The 17973-nt window shown below is 37.2% G+C and carries 20 protein-coding genes; 14 read left to right on the top strand and 6 right to left on the bottom strand.

Annotated features, from left to right (window positions below; genetic code table 11):
• Positions 1–190: 190 nt before the first annotated feature.
• The gene (locus IGI58_RS16895; protein ID WP_088268645.1) at positions 191–379 is read left to right on the top strand and encodes a hypothetical protein; all 189 of its coding nucleotides are present in this window, start codon (positions 191–193) and stop codon (positions 377–379) included.
• Positions 380–402: 23 nt separating this feature from the next.
• On the opposite strand, the gene IGI58_RS16890 is transcribed toward IGI58_RS16895, so the two are convergent.
• Positions 403–1176, bottom strand: coding sequence for a Cof-type HAD-IIB family hydrolase (locus IGI58_RS16890; RefSeq protein WP_429952505.1), 774 nt, complete (start codon positions 1174–1176; stop codon positions 403–405).
• Between the two features lie 150 nt (positions 1177–1326).
• On the opposite strand from IGI58_RS16890, the gene IGI58_RS16885 reads away from it, so the two are divergent.
• A complete protein-coding gene (locus tag IGI58_RS16885; protein WP_087639979.1) occupies positions 1327–2043 on the top strand; it encodes a response regulator transcription factor in 717 nt (238 codons plus the stop codon).
• Entirely contained in the window at positions 2044–3513 is a 1470-nt protein-coding gene (locus tag IGI58_RS16880) for an ATP-binding protein (protein WP_429952506.1), read from the top strand. It begins immediately after the preceding gene.
• Positions 3514–3633: 120 nt separating this feature from the next.
• Here IGI58_RS16880 and IGI58_RS16875 read toward each other — a convergent pair whose 3' ends face one another.
• From IGI58_RS16875 to IGI58_RS16865, 3 genes are all read right to left on the bottom strand, one after another.
• The gene (locus IGI58_RS16875; protein ID WP_429952507.1) at positions 3634–4185 is read right to left on the bottom strand and encodes a hypothetical protein; all 552 of its coding nucleotides are present in this window, start codon (positions 4183–4185) and stop codon (positions 3634–3636) included.
• A gap of 12 nt (positions 4186–4197) precedes the next feature.
• Positions 4198–4899 (bottom strand): FtsX-like permease family protein, encoded by a 702-nt coding sequence (locus IGI58_RS16870; protein ID WP_087639982.1) that lies wholly within the window; start codon positions 4897–4899, stop codon positions 4198–4200.
• A gap of 96 nt (positions 4900–4995) precedes the next feature.
• A complete protein-coding gene (locus tag IGI58_RS16865; RefSeq protein WP_087640420.1) occupies positions 4996–7065 on the bottom strand; it encodes an LTA synthase family protein in 2070 nt (689 codons plus the stop codon).
• A gap of 356 nt (positions 7066–7421) precedes the next feature.
• On the opposite strand from IGI58_RS16865, the gene IGI58_RS16860 reads away from it, so the two are divergent.
• Genes IGI58_RS16860 through ybaK form a run of 3 tightly spaced genes read left to right on the top strand, consistent with a single transcriptional unit; the run spans position 7422 to position 9901 of the window.
• Complete coding sequence (locus IGI58_RS16860) at positions 7422–8594, top strand: class I SAM-dependent rRNA methyltransferase (RefSeq protein WP_429952508.1); 1173 nt, start codon at positions 7422–7424, stop codon at positions 8592–8594.
• Between the two features lie 46 nt (positions 8595–8640).
• Positions 8641–9405: a type I 3-dehydroquinate dehydratase gene (gene aroD, locus IGI58_RS16855; protein ID WP_429952509.1), complete on the top strand. Its 765-nt coding sequence runs from the start codon at positions 8641–8643 to the stop codon at positions 9403–9405.
• Positions 9406–9415: 10 nt separating this feature from the next.
• Complete coding sequence (ybaK, locus tag IGI58_RS16850; RefSeq protein ID WP_087639985.1) at positions 9416–9901, top strand: Cys-tRNA(Pro) deacylase; 486 nt, start codon at positions 9416–9418, stop codon at positions 9899–9901.
• 55 nt (positions 9902–9956) lie between these two features.
• On the opposite strand, the gene IGI58_RS16845 is transcribed toward ybaK, so the two are convergent.
• Positions 9957–10352 carry a ribonuclease HI family protein gene (locus tag IGI58_RS16845; protein WP_429952510.1) on the bottom strand — a complete coding sequence of 132 codons (396 nt, stop codon included), beginning with the start codon at positions 10350–10352 and terminating at the stop codon, positions 9957–9959.
• 83 nt (positions 10353–10435) lie between these two features.
• Here IGI58_RS16845 and IGI58_RS16840 point away from each other — a divergent pair, with 83 nt between their 5' ends.
• Positions 10436–10876: an EbsA family protein gene (locus IGI58_RS16840; RefSeq protein ID WP_429952511.1), complete on the top strand. Its 441-nt coding sequence runs from the start codon at positions 10436–10438 to the stop codon at positions 10874–10876.
• 78 nt (positions 10877–10954) lie between these two features.
• Here the strand turns inward: IGI58_RS16840 and IGI58_RS16835 are convergent, their stop codons facing one another.
• Entirely contained in the window at positions 10955–11155 is a 201-nt protein-coding gene (locus IGI58_RS16835) for a cold-shock protein (RefSeq protein WP_225534027.1), read from the bottom strand.
• Between the two features lie 182 nt (positions 11156–11337).
• On the opposite strand from IGI58_RS16835, the gene IGI58_RS16830 reads away from it, so the two are divergent.
• From IGI58_RS16830 to IGI58_RS16800, 7 genes are all read left to right on the top strand, one after another.
• Entirely contained in the window at positions 11338–13008 is a 1671-nt protein-coding gene (locus tag IGI58_RS16830; protein ID WP_429952512.1) for a formate--tetrahydrofolate ligase, read from the top strand.
• Positions 13009–13205: 197 nt separating this feature from the next.
• On the top strand, positions 13206–13589 hold the full coding sequence (locus IGI58_RS16825; RefSeq protein WP_087639990.1) for a hypothetical protein: 384 nt from the start codon (positions 13206–13208) through the stop codon (positions 13587–13589).
• Positions 13589–14290: a CBS domain-containing protein gene (locus IGI58_RS16820; protein WP_429952513.1), complete on the top strand. Its 702-nt coding sequence runs from the start codon at positions 13589–13591 to the stop codon at positions 14288–14290. The genes IGI58_RS16825 and IGI58_RS16820 overlap by 1 nt, the downstream gene beginning before the upstream one ends.
• Positions 14291–14296: 6 nt before the next feature.
• A complete protein-coding gene (lspA, locus tag IGI58_RS16815; RefSeq protein ID WP_429952514.1) occupies positions 14297–14773 on the top strand; it encodes a signal peptidase II in 477 nt (158 codons plus the stop codon).
• Entirely contained in the window at positions 14760–15665 is a 906-nt protein-coding gene (locus IGI58_RS16810) for an RluA family pseudouridine synthase (protein ID WP_429952515.1), read from the top strand. Before lspA ends, IGI58_RS16810 begins: the two co-directional genes overlap by 14 nt.
• 322 nt (positions 15666–15987) lie before the next feature.
• On the top strand, positions 15988–16545 hold the full coding sequence (gene pyrR / locus IGI58_RS16805; protein ID WP_087639994.1) for a bifunctional pyr operon transcriptional regulator/uracil phosphoribosyltransferase PyrR: 558 nt from the start codon (positions 15988–15990) through the stop codon (positions 16543–16545).
• 39 nt (positions 16546–16584) lie between these two features.
• The gene (locus tag IGI58_RS16800) at positions 16585–17871 is read left to right on the top strand and encodes a solute carrier family 23 protein (RefSeq protein WP_429952516.1); all 1287 of its coding nucleotides are present in this window, start codon (positions 16585–16587) and stop codon (positions 17869–17871) included.
• The last annotated feature ends 102 nt before the right edge of the window (positions 17872–17973 follow it).

Below are 17973 nucleotides of genomic sequence, written 5' to 3'. Positions count from 1 at the left end.
AAATGTTTTTTCTTTACTCTAAGGCAAGAAGTAAAAAGGCAGTATTTTGGAATGATTATTTAAATTTTGCTTAGAATTATAAAGATATACTAAAAAAACAGAGGAAAACTCTCAGATAGTCAAAACATCCTTGCTTTTTCTCAGTAAAAGTCCTATCCTTATCTTAACAAACCAAAGGGGTCTAGATATTATGGATAAACAATGGTCACTGTATTCAATAAGCAGCTTCATTTTACTTGTATTGTTAGTAAAAACGTTTGAACGAGGGCATATTGCTTTGAGTATTTTTTTAGCGGTGCTTTTATTGGTACAAGTGACAGGATCAGTTATCTGTGTTCATCAAAAAAGACAAAAAAAAGAAATCCCATCTTCTAAATAAAGAAGTGGGATTTTTATTTTTGATCAAATCAAATCAAAATGCTTCAAAGCATGAACAATACCGCCATCCGTATTTTTCTTTGTGATATAACTTGAGCGTTCTTTCAACTCAGCTCGAGCATTGTCCATCGCAATTTTATTATCACATGCATCAAACAACGCAAGGTCGTTGATGCCATCTCCAAAAGCAAATGTCGGAACTTTTGGAAGATCAAGACTTTTGAATAGATTTTGAACACCAGAACCTTTTGAAACACCTTTTCTGACTGTATCAATAGAGTATGGACCATTTCGGTAAAACGTCATCTCAGGAAAGTGTTCCAAATAATGTTCATCGCCATCTTCTGAGAGTACTAACATCATATTAACAGTCTTATTTTCAGTGTTAAAAGGATCGATCATAGGTGGTTTTGAATGAATGAAAGCATAAGCATTTGAAACGATTTCGTTGTGTCCTGAACACCAAATATGGCGATCATTATAATAAGAAATCTCGTGTCCTTGCTGTTTGACATGTTTTTGCATCTTAGCAACTTCTTCCGGTGTGAACTCATTTGAATACACTTTCTTTCCTTCAACTTGGATCAATTGACCATTCATCACAATAGCTGAATCGATCCCGCTATCTTTCATGATATGCTCGATCTCTACTATCGTCCGACCAGTAGCGATCAAAGGTAATACTTGATTATCTTTCAATGCCTGGATGGCGGTTGAGATCTCAGAAGTAATTTCAGATTTTTCGTTCAGTAATGTGCCGTCTAAATCAAAAAAAGCAACTGCTTGAATCTTTTCCATAAATTTTCAACGTCCTTTCATGCTTAATCTTATCAAAGATTGAAAAAAAGACAAAGCTTTTTTGAAGAAAGATAGAAGTTATTGGAGCTTAGCGATTTTTAGAGTATAATATTACTGACGTTAACTATGAAGAAAAGAGGCGGTATATAAATGAATGTATTAATGATCGAAGATAATGAATCTGTATCAGAAATGATGCAAATGTTCTTTTTGAACGAAGGTTGGGAAGCGACTTTCAAATATGACGGCAAAGAAGGATTGGATACCTTTTTAGAAGCGCCGGAGAAGTGGGATATGATTACACTGGATCTGAATTTACCAACGATGGATGGGATGTCAGTGTGCCGTGAAGTTCGCAAGGTATCAAATACTGTACCGATCATTATGCTGACTGCCAGAGATTCTGAAAGTGATCAGGTGATAGGGCTTGAGATGGGCGCAGATGATTATGTGACTAAGCCGTTCAGTCCGTTGACCTTGATCGCTCGTATCAAAGCTCTTCATCGTCGTTCTGAGATCGGAGAGCATGTTGACAGCTCTGAACCTTCAGATGAAAAGTTTGATGTAACGACAGAACATTTCAAAATGAATACAAAAACAAGGGAAGCTTATCTTGATAATAAACCGATCGACGGTTTGACACCGAAAGAATTTGATTTACTGTATACACTTGCAAAAAAACCAAGACAAGTATTCTCCCGTGAGCAACTGCTAGAAATGGTTTGGGATTATCAATATTTTGGAGATGAGCGAACAGTTGATGCTCATATCAAAAAGTTGCGTCAAAAGATTGAAAAAGTGGGACCGCAAGTTATTCAAACGGTTTGGGGCGTAGGGTATAAATTTGATGATTCTGGAGTTGCTTAGATGAAATATTTACATCAGCAATTACTCGCTTTTTGGGGTGTGATCATTTTAATCATTTTGATCGTGGGGACATCTTTTACACAATTAACGAAAAAAACCTTACAGGATACGAATTATGAACAATTACAAGGCTATGCCAAATCAGCATGGCAGGCGAAAGACTCGATCAATAGAGTCCCAGGGATGACAGATCAGGATACGTGGAATGCATCCTTTCATCTATTTGAAGGCTTTTTAAGCAATCAAGATGTTCAATTCGTTTTTTATGATACGAATATGAATGTTCAATACCCACTTAATCCTGAAAAAAAGCTAGACGATACAGTGATCAAAGCTAACTGGGATGGATTGATGCAAGGACAACAGGAGTTTGCCACAGTAGATAAAGATATTTACGGAAACAAGAATGTCTCCTCCTACGTTATGCTGCCTGTGACGATGACCGATATTCAGTCGCAACAAAATACGATCATTGGCGCGTTAGTGGTTACCCAACCAGCAAAAAACGTGTCTGATAGTATGGATGCTATTACATCGAATTTATTCAAGGGTTTTATCATATCTAGTATAGTGGGCTTGATTTTGAGCTATTTCTTTGCGAGTTTCCAAGTTAAACGGATCAATCGAATGAGGAAAGCTACAAAAGAAATCACTAGTGGAAACTTTGATGTTAAATTAGCAACCCATGACAAAGATGAATTTGATGACTTAGCAGAAGATTTTAACAAGATGGCTGAGTCACTAAAAGAATCAAGAGAAGAAATAGATCGTCAAGAAGAACGCCGCCGCCAATTTATGGCCGATGCCTCTCATGAAATGAGAACTCCTTTAACAACGATCAACGGTTTGCTAGAAGGACTTCAGTATGACGCAATACCTGAAAATCAACGGGCTAATGCTATTAAATTGATGCAAAATGAAACCTCTCGTCTGATACGATTAGTCAATGAGAATCTAGACTATGAGAAAATCAGAACGAATCAAATCAGCATTGTTGTGAAAAAATTCAATGCTACAGAAACACTGGAAAATATTTTAACACAATTAGAAGCGAAAGCAGAATCTGCTAATGATCGCTTGATTCTTGAAACACACGAACCTATTGATGTTTATGCTGACTATGATCGCTTCGTTCAGATCATGGTCAATATCCTGCAAAACGCGATACAGTTTACTCAAGACGGAGAGATCCGAGTTCATTTACAAAAAGGTTATTTGGAAACGATCGTAACGATTACTGACACAGGAATTGGAATGTCAGAAGACCAAGTACAAAATATTTGGGATCGCTACTATAAGGTCGATCCATCTAGGAAAAACACGAAATATGGAGAATCTGGTTTAGGATTGTCTATCGTTCAGCAGCTAGTGAGACTGCATAAAGGGAAGATCAACGTTGAAAGTAAAGAGGGCAAAGGAACAAGCTTTACCGTTTCATTCCCGGATGTTGAAATTCAAGACGAAGAGTAAGGAAAGAGTATAATAACAAGAATAAGCTGGGTAGAGATGATCGTTCTCTTTACCCAGCTTATTTAATGGCTAAAAAAGGTTTGGCAGTATCCGCTCATAGAGGGGTCCGCCAAACCTTTTTTATGCTGTATGAATGATTTTATCCATATAAGGACTTTCTGCAATCTGAATGTCGTTCGTCAATACTAAAATCGCTTTTTTCTTTTCTTTAGCGATTTTTTGCAGCAATGGAAGTAGCTCTTGCCGCTGTCCAATCGATAATTTTTGGAAGATATCATCAATGATGATGATGTCTTTACCAAGTAATAGCAGTTGAACTAACTGGAGCTTGATTACTTCTAATGTGTTTAAATCAGATTCAGATTTAATCAGTACATCGTGTGTTAAGCCAACATAACTAAGCTGTTCTATTAGCAGAGGCTTTTTATTTTTCTCTTTGATCGATGTACCAAGAAACAGATTATCACGAATCGAGAGATAAGGGAAAAACGTATTTTCAGATAAAATAAAACCGATCGCCATCGTTTGTTTTAAATCAAATGTCTTATCGATAAGAAAGAAAAAATCAGCTTGAATACGGCTTTGATCTTCTAAAATGACTGTCATATGTTGTTCCTTAAATAATTCATTGAAACGCTCTTGCGTCCAGAAATTTTGTAAAGAAAAATCCATTTATTCACGTCCTTAATACTGAATTCTTTTTTTCAAAAATGAATAGGTAGAAATCGATGTTACTAGTGTAGTTGTACCAGTAAGAATCAAACAATTTTTTAGAAAAGCTTTGAATATGACAGAAATAGGCAGATTGGTGATCCCTAATGAAATAAAGGTAGTATTGCCATTAGCAGTCATTACTTGATTTGGTGTGCTTTCAACAACAAAATTCGGAGAAAAAAACGTAACCCGTTCAATTCCAAATTGAGCAGCTAATATAGGTTTTATCCTGATCAAAAGAAACTCATAGGTATGCTGGCAAACTAATAAAGCAAAAGCCGCGAAAAAAATCCCGATCATCAATGGAATCAGCGTTTCCAAGACAGCTTGCTTGATGATAAAAGAACGTTTAAATCCCATGATCCGCCATTTTAACATGTCTTGTCTTTTTAACCGAAGAGTCGAAAAAAGTAAAAGGCTGATAATAAACAATGCAACGACTAAGAGTACTATGTACATCACTAAGAATAGGTGAATAAATTTCTGATGGTTTTTTAAGTAATCAGATAGATTCGCCAAATCCTTTACTTGTTGATAAAATGTGTTTTCTAAATCGATGAGGTTCAAAATGCTTGTCGATAGTACGAGAAAAAGTCCAGAAAAAAGTCCAAGACTAAAGGATGTTTTTTTATGATAGGAAACACTGGCATAGGCGTAACGAATGTTTTTCAAATAGATTCACCTCACAGGAACAAGTATAAAATAAGAATATGAATAATCTATGAAAAAGGTATAAAAAAGCTTGAGTAATTACTCAAGCTTTCATGACTATTTATTTGCTTTTTGGTAATCCTGATAGGATTCTGTGTGGTATTTATCAACGGTTGATGTGTTGTTATTTTTGCTGTAGACACTCGTTGATGATTTCCCTTTTTTAGATTCGATTTTTTTCATTTGTTCCAGCTGATCTTTATAATTGTAATTATCAGGATTTACCGGCGTCAAACCGCTGTTTGTATAGAAGCGAAGAAGATCACCGTTCGTCGTTTGATCAGACATCTCAAGCTGTAAGCTTACTTTATCTTTTAACGCTTTCGTTTCCTGCAGTTGTTGTTCAGTTGGTTCACTGATCAATAGACCAGTTGCTGTATCATAGATATTAGAACCTAACATCGTATATTTAGGTGAAACATAGTTACCATTTCTAAAGGCAACTAGCTGTTCATTTTGTTTAGAGAATAGATCTTGTCCCATTTGAATATAATTCTTTGTATCGATACCCAGCAAGTGAAGTAGGGTAGGCAGTGCATCGATTTGACCGCCGTACGTATGATTGATCCCGCCATTTGTTTGACCTGGAATATGAATCATATATGGTACACGCTGCATTGTTGAATTGTCAAAATCATTCCAGGTAGATTTTGTTTTACCAACGAGTTCAGCTAAATTCTTATTACGGGAAGTCGAAACACCATAATGGTCGCCGTAAAGTACGATCACTGAATTATCATATAATCCAGATGCTTTTAAATAATTGAAAAATTCTTCAACAGATTTGTCAAGGTAATTCGCTGTAGCAAAGTAGCCGTTGATCGTTTCATCTGACGTATTTGCAATCGGGAATCCTGCTTCATCATTTGTAAATTGAGAATAAGGATAATGATTAGAAACAGCGATAAATTTAGAATAAAAAGGTTGTTGTAAATGCTCTAAATATTGAACGGACTGGTTGAAAAATGGTTTATCATGCAATCCGTATTGGAAAGAGTTATCTTCGTTAACATCATAATAACTAGCATCGAAAAAGTAATCATACCCTAAATGCTTGTAAGTTTCGTTACGATTCCAGAAATTACCGGCATTTCCGTGGAAAACAGCACTAGTATAACCAGCTTCTTGATCTAGAATTGCTGGAGCAGCTTCGAATGTATTTTTTCCGCCGACTTGAGTGAACAATGATCCTTGATCTAAACCGAATAATGAATTTTCAAACATCGTTTCAGCATCACTCGTTTTTCCTTGTCCTACTTGATGGAAAAAATTGTCGAAACTATACGTACTATTATTATGGAAAATACTGTTAAGGAATGGAGTAACTTCATGATCGACCCCATTTTCATCTTTTAACTTGTAATCGATCAGGAATTGTTGGAAGCTTTCTAAATGGATATAAATCACATTTTTTCCTTTGGCAATTCCGAATGTTTCTGGATTAGGCTCAGCATAATGACCTTTAACATAGTCAGAAACTGTATCCATGTCGTTCTCACTTGCTTCTGCTCGTACTTGGTTCGTCTGATATGTTGTGACACCATCATAAACAGTAAAAGCATTCAAGCCTAAAAATTTCACGATATAATCACGGGAAAACTGACGACCTAATAATTGTGGTCTTGCAGTTTCCGCTAAAGTTAAGTTTGCAGCAAAGAACAAAGCAGATAATAAACTCATAGAAAGAGCAACTCTAGCTCTAACTGGACGTTCATCCATTTTGATTGTTTTCGTCAGTAATAAAATACCAACGATAATAAAGTCGAGCCAGTAAATCACATCATAAGGTCTGAAAAGACGCAATGCACTTTCACCAAGACCGCTGGCAACTTTACCGGCACCAAGCATAGTATTAACAGTGATAAAATCAGTAAATTCTCTATAATAAGTAACATTTGAGAAAAGAAGCAGGCTAACTAGGAAATAAATCACCATCATAGTGATATAGGAAGCTCTTTTTCTTCTCACATACAAAGCAATTGCCAACAAGAAAAAAGTTGAAGCAATTGGATTGATAAAGAGAATAAAATATTCAAAAGCATTTTCGATACGAAGATGAAAATCGACAACATAAGCAAAAATCGACTTCATCCAAATCAGGACACCTATAAAGAGAAATAGTCCCATACGGGTATCTAAAAATTTAGGTGTATGTATTTTTTTTAAAATATTCAAAGTGAACGAATCCTTTCTACGATCAAATCTAAGAGAAAGCCAGTGAAAAGTTTTCACAAGCTTTACATATACAGCATTAATTTTACTCTGTTCCTTTAGCCCTGTCAATTTAAATCAAGAATTGGGAGCGGATTGTTAATGAAATTTTACTTTTCTTTAAAAAAGAAGCAGTAGAAATTAGTTCATCTTCAGTCAAAGAGAGGTGAGAATGATTCTTATAGGTAACGACAGCTTGATCTTTTTTTGATATACTGACGAAGAAAGAATATAATGGAGAATACTTAATTGAAAGCTAAAGGATGTAGAAAATGAACATACGAATAACAAAAAAATCAGAGAAAAAACTTAAAGCAGGCTATCCCTTAGTCCAAAAGGAAGATTTGCAGGAAACGCCACAAAAATTTTCTGCGGAATGGCTTGATTTTCTTGATAGCAAAGGAAATTTCGTTGCATCAGGCTATCTTGGTGAACAAAATAAAGGAATAGGCTGGCTAGTCAATCGGCAAGGGAGTATAGATTCCGAATTTTTAGAAAAGCTATTTTTAAAGGCGAAAAATGAGCGAGCGGTTTTCGAACAAGATCTTGGAACCACAGCTTATCGGTTGTTCAACGGTGAAGGGGACGGGTTAGGTGGTTTAACGATCGATCGCTATGATGAGTTTGCCGTTTTTTCTTGGTACAATGAAACGCTATATAATATGAAAGAACAAATCATCCAAGCCTTCAAAGCAAGCGTACCTGAGATTATCGGTGGATACGAAAAAATTCGCTTTTCAACTCAGTCTTTGCCTGAATCACAAAAATTATTCGGTAAGGATGCTCCTGAACCATTATTGGTTTTGGAAAACGGTGTGACTTACGCAACCTATCTGAATGATGGCTTGATGACAGGAATTTTTCTAGATCAAAAAGAGGTTCGCGGACGATTGATCGATGGGGCAGCAGCTGGTAAAACTGTGTTGAATATGTTTAGTTATACGGGCGCCTTTTCAGTTGCGAGTGCTATGGGCGGAGCCGCAAAAACGACTAGTGTTGATTTAGCTAAAAGAAGTTTACTAAAAACCAAAGAGCAGTTTGAAGTAAATCAAATCGACCCAGCCGAGCAAAAAATCATTGTGATGGATGTCTTTGAGTACTTTAAATATGCTGTGCGTAAAGAACTAAACTATGATGTGATCGTTTTAGATCCGCCAAGTTTTGCTCGAAACAAAAAGAAAGTCTTTTCAGTGGCAAAAAACTACGGGGATTTAGTAGAAGATGCAGTGACTATTTTAGCTGATAAGGGGTTATTGATTGCTTCAACAAATGCTGCGAACATTTCAATTGAAAAATACAAAAAAATGATCATTCAGGCACTAGATAAAAAGCATGTCCGCTATCAATTTAAAGAAACGTATCAATTGCCAAGTGATTTCAAAACAAATAAACATTTTCAAGAAGGTAATTATTTGAAAGTATTCTTTATTGAAATCAAAAAATAGCTCAAAAATAGGATCATTTGCAACTCGGGATAGAAGGAGAGGAAAGATGAGAACAGTTGATGTTAAAGGAATCAGTATTGGCAGTGGCAGTCCTAAAATAGTTGTGCCGCTTGTTGGAAAAACAGAAGACGAAATAATCAATGATGCCAAACATTTAGCAAAAATCAAATGTGATTTAGTGGAATGGCGGGTCGATTTTTTTGAACAGGTCACTGATTTCCAAGCAGTAGCAGAATTATCTAAAAAAATCACAGAATATCTTTTGGATAAACCATTACTTTTTACTTTTCGCACCAAAAAAGAAGGTGGAGTGACTGATCTCAAAGATAGCGACTATTTTTTATTGTATCAAACGATGATTCAAAGAGGCTGTCTTGAGTTACTCGATATTGAGCTATTCATGGATGAGCAGCTTGTGAAGCAGACGATTCAGCTCGCTCATTCTAAAGGCATCAAAGTGATCATGTGTAATCATGATTTTGATCGAACACCAGAAAAAAGTGAAATTATTTCTAGGCTCTGCCGGATGCAGGAAATGAATGCAGATATTTGCAAAATCGCTGTAATGCCGCAAACCTCCGAAGATGTTATTACCTTACTTGCAGCGTCCAATGAGATGAAAAAGGAGCATGCAGATCGTCCGATCGTAACGATGTCCATGGGGCAACTGGGGTTGGTCAGCCGATTGACTGGTGAGCTTTTTGGTTCAGCTTTAACCTTTGGCGCTGATCGAAAAGCTTCTGCACCTGGTCAAATCTCTGTTGTGAAACTACGCCAACTTTTAAATCTCCTGTCATTATCAAAAAACTGAGAGGTGGACTATGGGAAAAAAGAAAGCACAAAAAACAAATGCGATCCGTATTGTAGAACAACAAAAAATTCCTTACAAAGAATATGAGTTTGCGTGGAGTGAAGATCATTTAAGTGCGGAAAGTGTTACGGAAAAATTAGGCGTGACCGAAGGCAAAATTTTTAAAACACTGGTCGCTGTCGGCAATAAAACTGGACCTGTTGTTGCAGTGATACCTGGTGAAAAGGAATTGAACCTAAAAAAAATAGCAGCGGTCAGCGGAAATAAAAAAGTTGAAATGCTTCATTTGAGGGATCTCGAAGAAACTACAGGTTATATTCGCGGAGGCTGCTCGCCGATTGGGATGAAGAAACTTTTTCCAACCTACATTGCTCAAGAAGCGAATGAATTTGAGGAAATCATTGTTTCAGCTGGCAGAAGAGGTGTACAGATAGAATTAGCTCCAGAGGCCATTTTAAAGATAACTAAAGGGAAAATGGCAGACATAACAATGTAAAAAATACTGATCGAATGCTAATTATTGCATTCGATCAGTATTTTTATTTTCTCGTCTAATGGTATTTTTGTAAAGCCTGTCTTGCTAGAGTGTCAGCGCCTTTGTTTTGACTTTCTGGGATCCATTTGATCAATAGTAACGAAAAGCGTGGCTCCAATTGTCTATAAGTAGCTAAGTATGGCTGAAATAAAGGGTTTTTTGAATAATCTTTTTCGATCGTTTGAACGACCACTTTGCTATCAGAATGAATCACGATCGTCTGATCCGTATAATTCTTTTCGATCAACAGGTGAAGTGCTTGGATAAATACTCTAAATTCAGCTTCATGGTTTGAACATTCTCCTAGAGAAATATGGTGTTGTTCGTGATGTTCTTCGCCAACGATCACGATTCCTCCGCCGCTTGGACCAGGATTTCCTTTTGTTGCAGCATCGACATATATTCGTAACATAAATATCTCCTTATTTTCTTTTCGTTAAAAGTTGATGTATGTTATTATTGTAACATACTGAATTTTTACTAAGGGGTCGCTGTATGAAGAAAAGAGTCTATCATTGGCAGCCAGAATTATCGACAACGATAATTTATTGGTCCTGTACATTTGGCATTTTATTTTTAAGTTTGATTTTGATGTTGGAACACACTCGCCCTTATTTGGTGAGCAACATTGTTTTAGGCGTGTTCTTTTTCTTCGCACTTTTAGGATTGAATCGTTATTTTATTTTGAAAGATGATCAGCTGATCATTCATGCATTATTACCAATTAGACGTAAGAAAATAAAAGTACAAACGATCGAGGCTATTTTTGTTGGTCCTAAATCGATCAAAATTATTTCTAGTGAGTTTAAAGAAGGCAGCCAGCTCTATATAATGACAAAAAAAACGAAAGCTGCTTTTATTTCTCAGATTGAAACAATGCTGCCTGATCATGTGCTTATTCATGAAGACCCAAACCAAAAGGCTGGAAAGCAATAACGGAATAGCTAAATAGAATAAAGCAAAATAAAAGCTGAGAAGGACATTTCCTAGGAAATGTGCCTCTCAGCTTTTTGTTTATACTTTCTTCACGTGTGCAGCTTGGAGACCGCGTGTACCTTCCATAACTTCAAATTCTACCGCTTGGTTTTCATCTAATGATTTAAACCCATCGCCTTCAATTGCTGTGAAATGAACAAAAATTTCATCGTCTTCATTGTACTTAATAAAACCATAACCTTTTCTATTATCAAACCACTTGACGAACCCTTTTTCCATTCAAATCACGCCCCTTTATTTTCTAAAGTCTAGCATCATTATAAAGTGAAAACAAATCCTCGTCAATCTTTTGCAAAAATGCTTTTTTTACCATAGAAATAGGGAGAAAGAAAAGGTATAATGGTTAATATCTTAACGAAAAACACTTATTGTACAGAAAAAGTTCGGGAAAAGAGGGCGTAATGAAAACAGATATCGAAATTTCACAGTCAGTTCAATTATCACCAATCATTAAAATTGGAGAAAAGATCGATCTAAAAGAGAATGATTTAGAATTATATGGACAACATAAAGCGAAAATCAACTTTTCTGCCATCCAACATTTGTCGAAAAAGCCAGACGGAAAACTAATATTAGTCACATCGATCAATCCGACTCCGGCCGGAGAAGGAAAATCAACTGTCACGATTGGGTTGGGGGATGCATTGAATAAGATCGGCAAAAAAACCGTGATTGCTCTACGTGAGCCTTCATTAGGTCCCGTTATGGGGATCAAGGGCGGTGCTGCTGGCGGAGGATTTGCTCAAGTTTTACCTATGGAAGATATTAATTTGCATTTTACAGGGGACATGCATGCGATTACCACAGCCAATAATGCTCTTTCTGCGTTGCTGGATAATCACATACACCAGGGGAATGAGTTGAACATCGATGCAAGAAGAGTGATCTGGAAACGTGTGGTGGATTTGAATGATCGAGAACTGCGCCAAGTGATGGTCGGTTTAGGTGGACCAATCCAAGGGGTCCCAAGAGAAGACGGATTCGATATTACAGTTGCCAGTGAAATTATGGCGGTGCTGTGTTTAGCCTCTGATTTAGAGGATTTAAAATCTCGCTTAGGAAATATCGTGATTGCGTATACTTTTGATTTGGAGCCGGTCACCGTTAGTGATCTAGGGGTTCAAGGTGCTTTGACATTGCTGTTGAAGGATGCGTTGAAACCAAACCTCGTTCAAACGATTTATGGAACGGCAGCATTGGTTCACGGTGGTCCATTTGCGAATATTGCTCATGGCTGTAATAGTATTTTAGCAACAAAAACAGCATTGAAGCTTGGGGATTTTACTGTAACAGAAGCAGGATTCGGGGCTGATTTAGGTGCAGAAAAATTTTTGGATATCAAAGTGCCTAATCTAAAAAAAGCACCTGATGCAGTTGTCATCGTTGCAACGATAAGAGCATTGAAAATGCATGGCGGTGTTTCTAAAACAGAGTTGACAAAAGAAAACATAGCGGCTTTGGTCAAAGGATTCGCTAATCTTCAAAAACATATTGAAAATATGAGAAGCTATGGCTTACCAGTAGTCGTTGCAGTCAATGAATTTTCGGGGGATACTGAAAAGGAATTATCTACACTAAAAGAGCTCTGTGAGACGCAAAAAGTTCCAGTAGAGTTGACCAGTGTTTGGGCAAATGGACCAGAAGGCGGGATTGCTTTAGCAAATCGAGTGGTTGAATTGATCGATGAAGAACAAGGTGAATTTCGAACGATTTATCAAAAAGGGATGGATCTAGAAGAAAAAATTCAGGCGATCGTCACAAAAATTTATGGCGGAAGCGGTGTTTCATTTTCAAAAAAAGCCCAAAAACAACTTGCGGTATTTGAAAAATACGGTTGGGATCGTTTGCCTGTATGTATGGCTAAGACACAATATTCTTTATCAGATGATGCAGAAGCATTAGGACGCCCAGAAGATTTTACAGTCACAGTTCGCGAATTGGTACCAAAGATCGGTGCTGGATTTATTGTAGTATTGACTGGAGATGTGATGACTATGCCGGGACTCCCTAAAAAACCTGCTGCATTGAATATGGATGTAGATCAAGATGGACAAGCAATTGGATTATTTTAAAATAATAAATAGAAACCAGGAAAAAGCTGGTTTTTAGTTTTGAGGTGACCACCAAAGGTTGTACGTAAAAAATACAATGTTTGGTGGTTATTTTTTCCGAACGATACGTCATGGTTCTGCTCTTTATAGTAACTTCTTTCTTTTCGTGTCCGAGTTTTTGGTATATACTTCTAATTAAAGCTCAGGGAGGAATCAAAATGGATGTTCGTTGTACAAGAAATACAGGATTCTATGGAATGGGCAGCCCGATCGAACTAAAGAAAAACGGAGAAAAGTGGATTTACTTAAATCATAATCAGACAAAAGAACTGGAAGTTACAGAGGATCAGTGTACTGTTCAGGTGAGCTTCTTTCTTTTAAAAAGCGAGCCGTTGATCTTGATCGATAAAGGACAGCCAATTAGTATAGAAATAACAATGAATCCGATTTTGGTATCAAATTATGTTATAATTTTCATAGGGATGCTCTTAGTTCCTGTTTTTCATTTAAATATATTTGGTATTTTATTTTTGCTTGTAGCATACATCGTGTTTTTATTTTCTATGTTTAAAAAGGCATATATCATTAAGGAGACACACTAATGGGAGAAAGAGCTGAGTCATTTTTAGTTGCATTTAATCGAATTGAAAAATGGTTTCGTGAAGAGCTGAACAACCCGACTAATATGGGCTTCAGTGAAATGGTTCGGCGTTTAGCCAGAAAAAAGGATAGTCAAGTGCTGCACTTTCAGGATGATCTGCTGCAAATGGCTCAATTAAGGAATGCTATCGTACATGAACGAATTTCAAATGACTTTGTCATAGCTGAACCAAACGAATGGGCGGTTAGACGTATAGAAGAAATCGAACAAGCATTGATCAGCCCGGATAAGGTTTTACCGCGTTTTGCTAAAAAGGTTACGGGCTTTGATATCTCTATTTCGATCAAAGAGATTTTATCTATTGTTGCTAGGAAGCAATATTCTCAATTTCCTATTTATGATAAAGGTATTTTTAAAGGATTGATCACTGCCCGCGGATTAGGGATTTGGCTTGCTATCGAAAGTTCTCATGGAGATATTCATTTGGATGGACGCAAAGCATCAGAGCTTTTATTGACCAATTACAAAGAAAGTAATTATCAGTTTGTCGATCAAGAAACGACTGTATTTCAAGTGGAAGAGATGTTTTCTACCCAAGTTAAATTGGAAGCGATTCTGATTACCTCTGATGGGAATCCAAATGGCAATTTGCTAGGGATTATCCGTCCGAGAGATCTATACAATATTTTAGAGAAGGAATGAAGTTATTTGTTAGCAGTTTATCTTATTATCAGCGCCATATTGATTGGTTTAGATCAATGGGTGAAATATTTGACCGTTGCCAATATAAATCTTGGTGAAACGAAAGAATTTATACCTGGAGTTTTATCGTTTACGAATATTCGTAATACAGGAGCAGCCTGGAGTTTACTTGAGGGGAAAATGTGGTTCTTTTACATCATCACTATTATTGTAGTTGCAGTGGTGCTTTATATCTTGATCAAAAATATCCATGGAAGTAAATGGTTTACGATCGGTTTGAGTTTGATTTTAGCAGGTGCTATCGGTAATTTTATCGACCGTTTGCGCTTAGGCTATGTAGTAGATATGTTTCAAACTGAATTTATGAATTTCCCAATATTCAATGTGGCTGACAGCGTGCTGGTAGTCGGAGTAGCTTGTATTTTTATTTATTTGATATTGGAAGAAAAAGCAGCGAAGGACGGAAAAAATGGAGCAAATTAATGTAAAAATAAACACAGAAACTGGCCGGATCGATAAGGTGTTAAGTGATCTATTGAAAGAGCATTCTCGTTCACAAATCCAACAATGGGTCAAAGAGAACCACGTAAAGGTCAATGGTGAAATCATCCGTTCAAATTATAAAGTCAAACCATCTGATGAGATATTGATCACGATTCCTGAACCAGAAGAGTTGGATATCCAAGCAGAAAATATTCCACTTGATATTGTCTATGAAGATGATGATGTTTTGGTCATAAATAAACCTCAGGGAATGGTCGTTCATCCTTCCGCTGGTCACTCTCAAGGAACACTGGTCAATGCCTTGTTGTATCATATCAAAGATCTATCTTCGATCAACGGGGTGATTCGGCCTGGAATCGTTCACCGTATCGATAAAGACACATCTGGTTTATTGATGGTCGCTAAAAATGATCATGCGCATGTTGCTTTAGCAGAACAGCTGAAAGACAAAACGTCTCTTAGAAAATATGTTGCTCTTGTCCACGGAGAGATTTCTCATGATAAAGGCGAAATCAATGCACCGATCGGACGTTCAAAGAATGATCGTAAGATGCAGGCAGTTATTGAAGGCGGGAAGCCGGCAGTGACGCATTTTGAAGTGTTGGAACGTTTTGAAGGTTTTACTTTAGTACAGTTACAGCTTGAAACAGGGCGGACGCATCAAATTCGTGTCCACATGAAATACATTGGTTATCCAGTAGCTGGTGATCCTCTTTATGGACCTAGAAAGACGCTAAAAGGTAACGGTCAGTTCTTGCATGCACAAATGCTGGGGTTCAAACATCCGACAACTGGACAAATGATGGTCTTTGAAGCACCTTTACCTGAACTGTTTGAAAAAACTTTAGATGATTTAAGAAATAATGATTGATTTATTGCTTCAGAAAAGGTACACTGTTTGAGAAAGAAAATTGAATAATTTCTCCTTTAAGAATAGTCCCGTGAGGCTAAGAAGGAAACATGCAGGATCCAACTAGGTGCGCTTAGTCATGGTCTGTGTGTGATACATGGTATCTTTGTATAGATGTATTCCATCCTCCTACCTAAACACGGGTAGGAGGATTTTTGTTGTCCAAAATTTGTTTGGATAAACAACAAAAAAATGCTAAAAGAGCAAGCGGAAGCCCAGCCGCTGAAACAGGAAGCTCGAAGGGCAGCAAACACTAAAAATATTTTGATAAAGGAGAATAGATATGCAAGGAAAAGAAGTCGTTGATGCTGTAACGATGAAACGTGCACTAACAAGAATCACTTATGAAATCATCGAAAGAAACAAAGGGGTCCAAGACATTGTACTTGTGGGAATCAAAACAAGAGGAATTTATATTGCTCAACGGATTGCCGAACGTCTTAAGCAATTAGAACATACCGATGTTCCAGTAGGTGAATTGGATATCACTTTATATCGTGATGATATGGATGGACAAACAATGAAGGAACGCTCGCTTGAAGAACCAGAATTACATTCGTCAAGTATTCCAGTGTCATTAGAAGGAAAAGAAGTTATTTTGATCGACGATGTGCTTTTTACAGGCAGGACTATTCGAGCAGCGATGGACGCAGTAATGGATCTAGGTAGACCAAAAAAAATCTCCTTAGCGGTTTTAGTAGATCGAGGACATAGAGAATTACCGATTCGAGCAGATTACGTAGGAAAAAATATTCCAACATCTATGAAAGAAGAAATTATCGTTGAAGTGGAAGAAAAAGACGGCGCAGACCGCATTTTGATTGCCAGCGTTGAAGAATAAAACAATTGAAATAGTAAAGATAGGGTAGGTAAATTTGACATGACAGAAAAAGAATTTCGTAATGAAGAAGCAGTTTTAGACATCCACGATCGGCCAAAGCCGGCACATTGGATCGGGCTGAGCTTACAGCATCTATTCACCATGTTTGGTGCAACTGTACTAGTACCGATATTGGTCGGTATCGATCCAGGAATTGCTTTAGTTAGTTCGGGATTAGGAACCATGGTCTACTTATTCGTGACCAAAGGAAAAATTCCGGCGTATCTAGGAAGTAGTTTTGCCTTTATTGCAGCAATGCAGATGCTGATGAAAAGCGATGGATATCCGGCGATTGCTCAAGGTGCGATCACAACTGGATTAGTGTATTTGATTGTTTCATTGATCATTAAAAAAATCGGTTCAGATTGGCTAGATAAAATTTTACCACCGATCGTAGTTGGCCCTGTAGTAATGGTCATTGGATTAGGTCTTGCTTCAAACGCAGCGAACAATGCAATGTTCAACAATGGTGAGTATGATTTCAAATATATAGCTGTAGCCTTGCTGACATTAGGCTTGACGATCTTTTACAACATGTTTTTCAAAGGGTTTTTAGGACTTATTCCGATTTTACTAGGGATCGTCAGCGGGTATCTGATCGCATTAGCTTTTGGTATTGTAGATGTCGAGCCGATCAAAGCAGCAGCGTGGCTTGCTATGCCGAACTTTGAAATTCCTTTTGTTCAATATCAGCCTAAACTTTATCTAAATGCAATCACAACAATGGCGCCGATCGCATTTGTAACAATGACGGAGCATATTGGACACTTGATGGTACTAAATAAGCTGACAAAGCGTAATTTCTTCCAAGAACCTGGTTTATCGAAAACCTTGATGGGAGATGGAGCAGCGCAAATAGTAGCCGGACTTGTAGGAGGACCTCCTGTAACGAGTTATGGTGAAAATATTGGGGTACTGGCAATCACAAGAGTCCACAGTGTTTTTGTAATCGGAGGAGCAGCGGTATTTGCAGTAGGCCTTGGCTTTGTTGGGAAATTGAGTGCAGTTATCTTAAGTATTCCTGGACCTGTTATTTCTGGAATCAGCTTTGTCTTATTCGGAGTAATTGCAGCCAGCGGGTTAAAAATTTTGATCGACAATCAAATAAACTTTGATAAGAAAAAGAACCTATTGATTGCTTCTGTCATTCTAGTCATTGGAATCGGCGGTCTAGTGTTCAAACTAAATACATTTGAACTTTCATCGATGGCCTTGGCAACCGTTTTAGGTATTATCTTGAACCTGATTTTACCCGAAACAGCACGCAGTGAAGAAAAGTCTGTTTAGATTTTAAAGCATAGTCTTTTAGAAAAAGAATAGGATGTATCAGTGATAAACAGCGTCACGAACATCTTTTCCTATTTTTCTATCAAGACTAAACGAGCCCGC

This window comes from Enterococcus sp. AZ020 (assembly GCF_050499205.1).
In the GTDB taxonomy this organism is placed as follows: Bacteria; Bacillota; Bacilli; order Lactobacillales; family Enterococcaceae; genus Enterococcus_L; species Enterococcus_L dunnyi.
The sequence above is the reverse complement of the archived record's forward strand: the minus strand, read 5'-3'. Positions and strand labels throughout refer to the sequence as shown.

Bases quoted from the DNA above. Each gene is read 5' to 3' on its own strand.
- IGI58_RS16895 (WP_088268645.1), top strand. From the start codon at position 191: ATGGATAAACAATGGTCACTGTATTCAATAAGCAGCTTCATTTTACTT.
- IGI58_RS16890 (WP_429952505.1), bottom strand. From the start codon at position 1,176: ATGGAAAAGATTCAAGCAGTTGCTTTTTTTGATTTAGACGGCACATTA.
- IGI58_RS16885 (WP_087639979.1), top strand. From the start codon at position 1,327: ATGAATGTATTAATGATCGAAGATAATGAATCTGTATCAGAAATGATG.
- IGI58_RS16880 (WP_429952506.1), top strand. From the start codon at position 2,044: ATGAAATATTTACATCAGCAATTACTCGCTTTTTGGGGTGTGATCATT.
- IGI58_RS16875 (WP_429952507.1), bottom strand. From the start codon at position 4,185: ATGGATTTTTCTTTACAAAATTTCTGGACGCAAGAGCGTTTCAATGAA.
- IGI58_RS16865 (WP_087640420.1), bottom strand. From the start codon at position 7,065: ATGGGACTATTTCTCTTTATAGGTGTCCTGATTTGGATGAAGTCGATT.
- IGI58_RS16860 (WP_429952508.1), top strand. From the start codon at position 7,422: ATGAACATACGAATAACAAAAAAATCAGAGAAAAAACTTAAAGCAGGC.
- aroD (WP_429952509.1), top strand. From the start codon at position 8,641: ATGAGAACAGTTGATGTTAAAGGAATCAGTATTGGCAGTGGCAGTCCT.
- ybaK (WP_087639985.1), top strand. From the start codon at position 9,416: ATGGGAAAAAAGAAAGCACAAAAAACAAATGCGATCCGTATTGTAGAA.
- IGI58_RS16845 (WP_429952510.1), bottom strand. From the start codon at position 10,352: ATGTTACGAATATATGTCGATGCTGCAACAAAAGGAAATCCTGGTCCA.
- IGI58_RS16840 (WP_429952511.1), top strand. From the start codon at position 10,436: ATGAAGAAAAGAGTCTATCATTGGCAGCCAGAATTATCGACAACGATA.
- IGI58_RS16835 (WP_225534027.1), bottom strand. From the start codon at position 11,155: ATGGAAAAAGGGTTCGTCAAGTGGTTTGATAATAGAAAAGGTTATGGT.
- IGI58_RS16830 (WP_429952512.1), top strand. From the start codon at position 11,338: ATGAAAACAGATATCGAAATTTCACAGTCAGTTCAATTATCACCAATC.
- IGI58_RS16825 (WP_087639990.1), top strand. From the start codon at position 13,206: ATGGATGTTCGTTGTACAAGAAATACAGGATTCTATGGAATGGGCAGC.
- IGI58_RS16820 (WP_429952513.1), top strand. From the start codon at position 13,589: ATGGGAGAAAGAGCTGAGTCATTTTTAGTTGCATTTAATCGAATTGAA.
- IGI58_RS16810 (WP_429952515.1), top strand. From the start codon at position 14,760: ATGGAGCAAATTAATGTAAAAATAAACACAGAAACTGGCCGGATCGAT.
- pyrR (WP_087639994.1), top strand. From the start codon at position 15,988: ATGCAAGGAAAAGAAGTCGTTGATGCTGTAACGATGAAACGTGCACTA.
- IGI58_RS16800 (WP_429952516.1), top strand. From the start codon at position 16,585: ATGACAGAAAAAGAATTTCGTAATGAAGAAGCAGTTTTAGACATCCAC.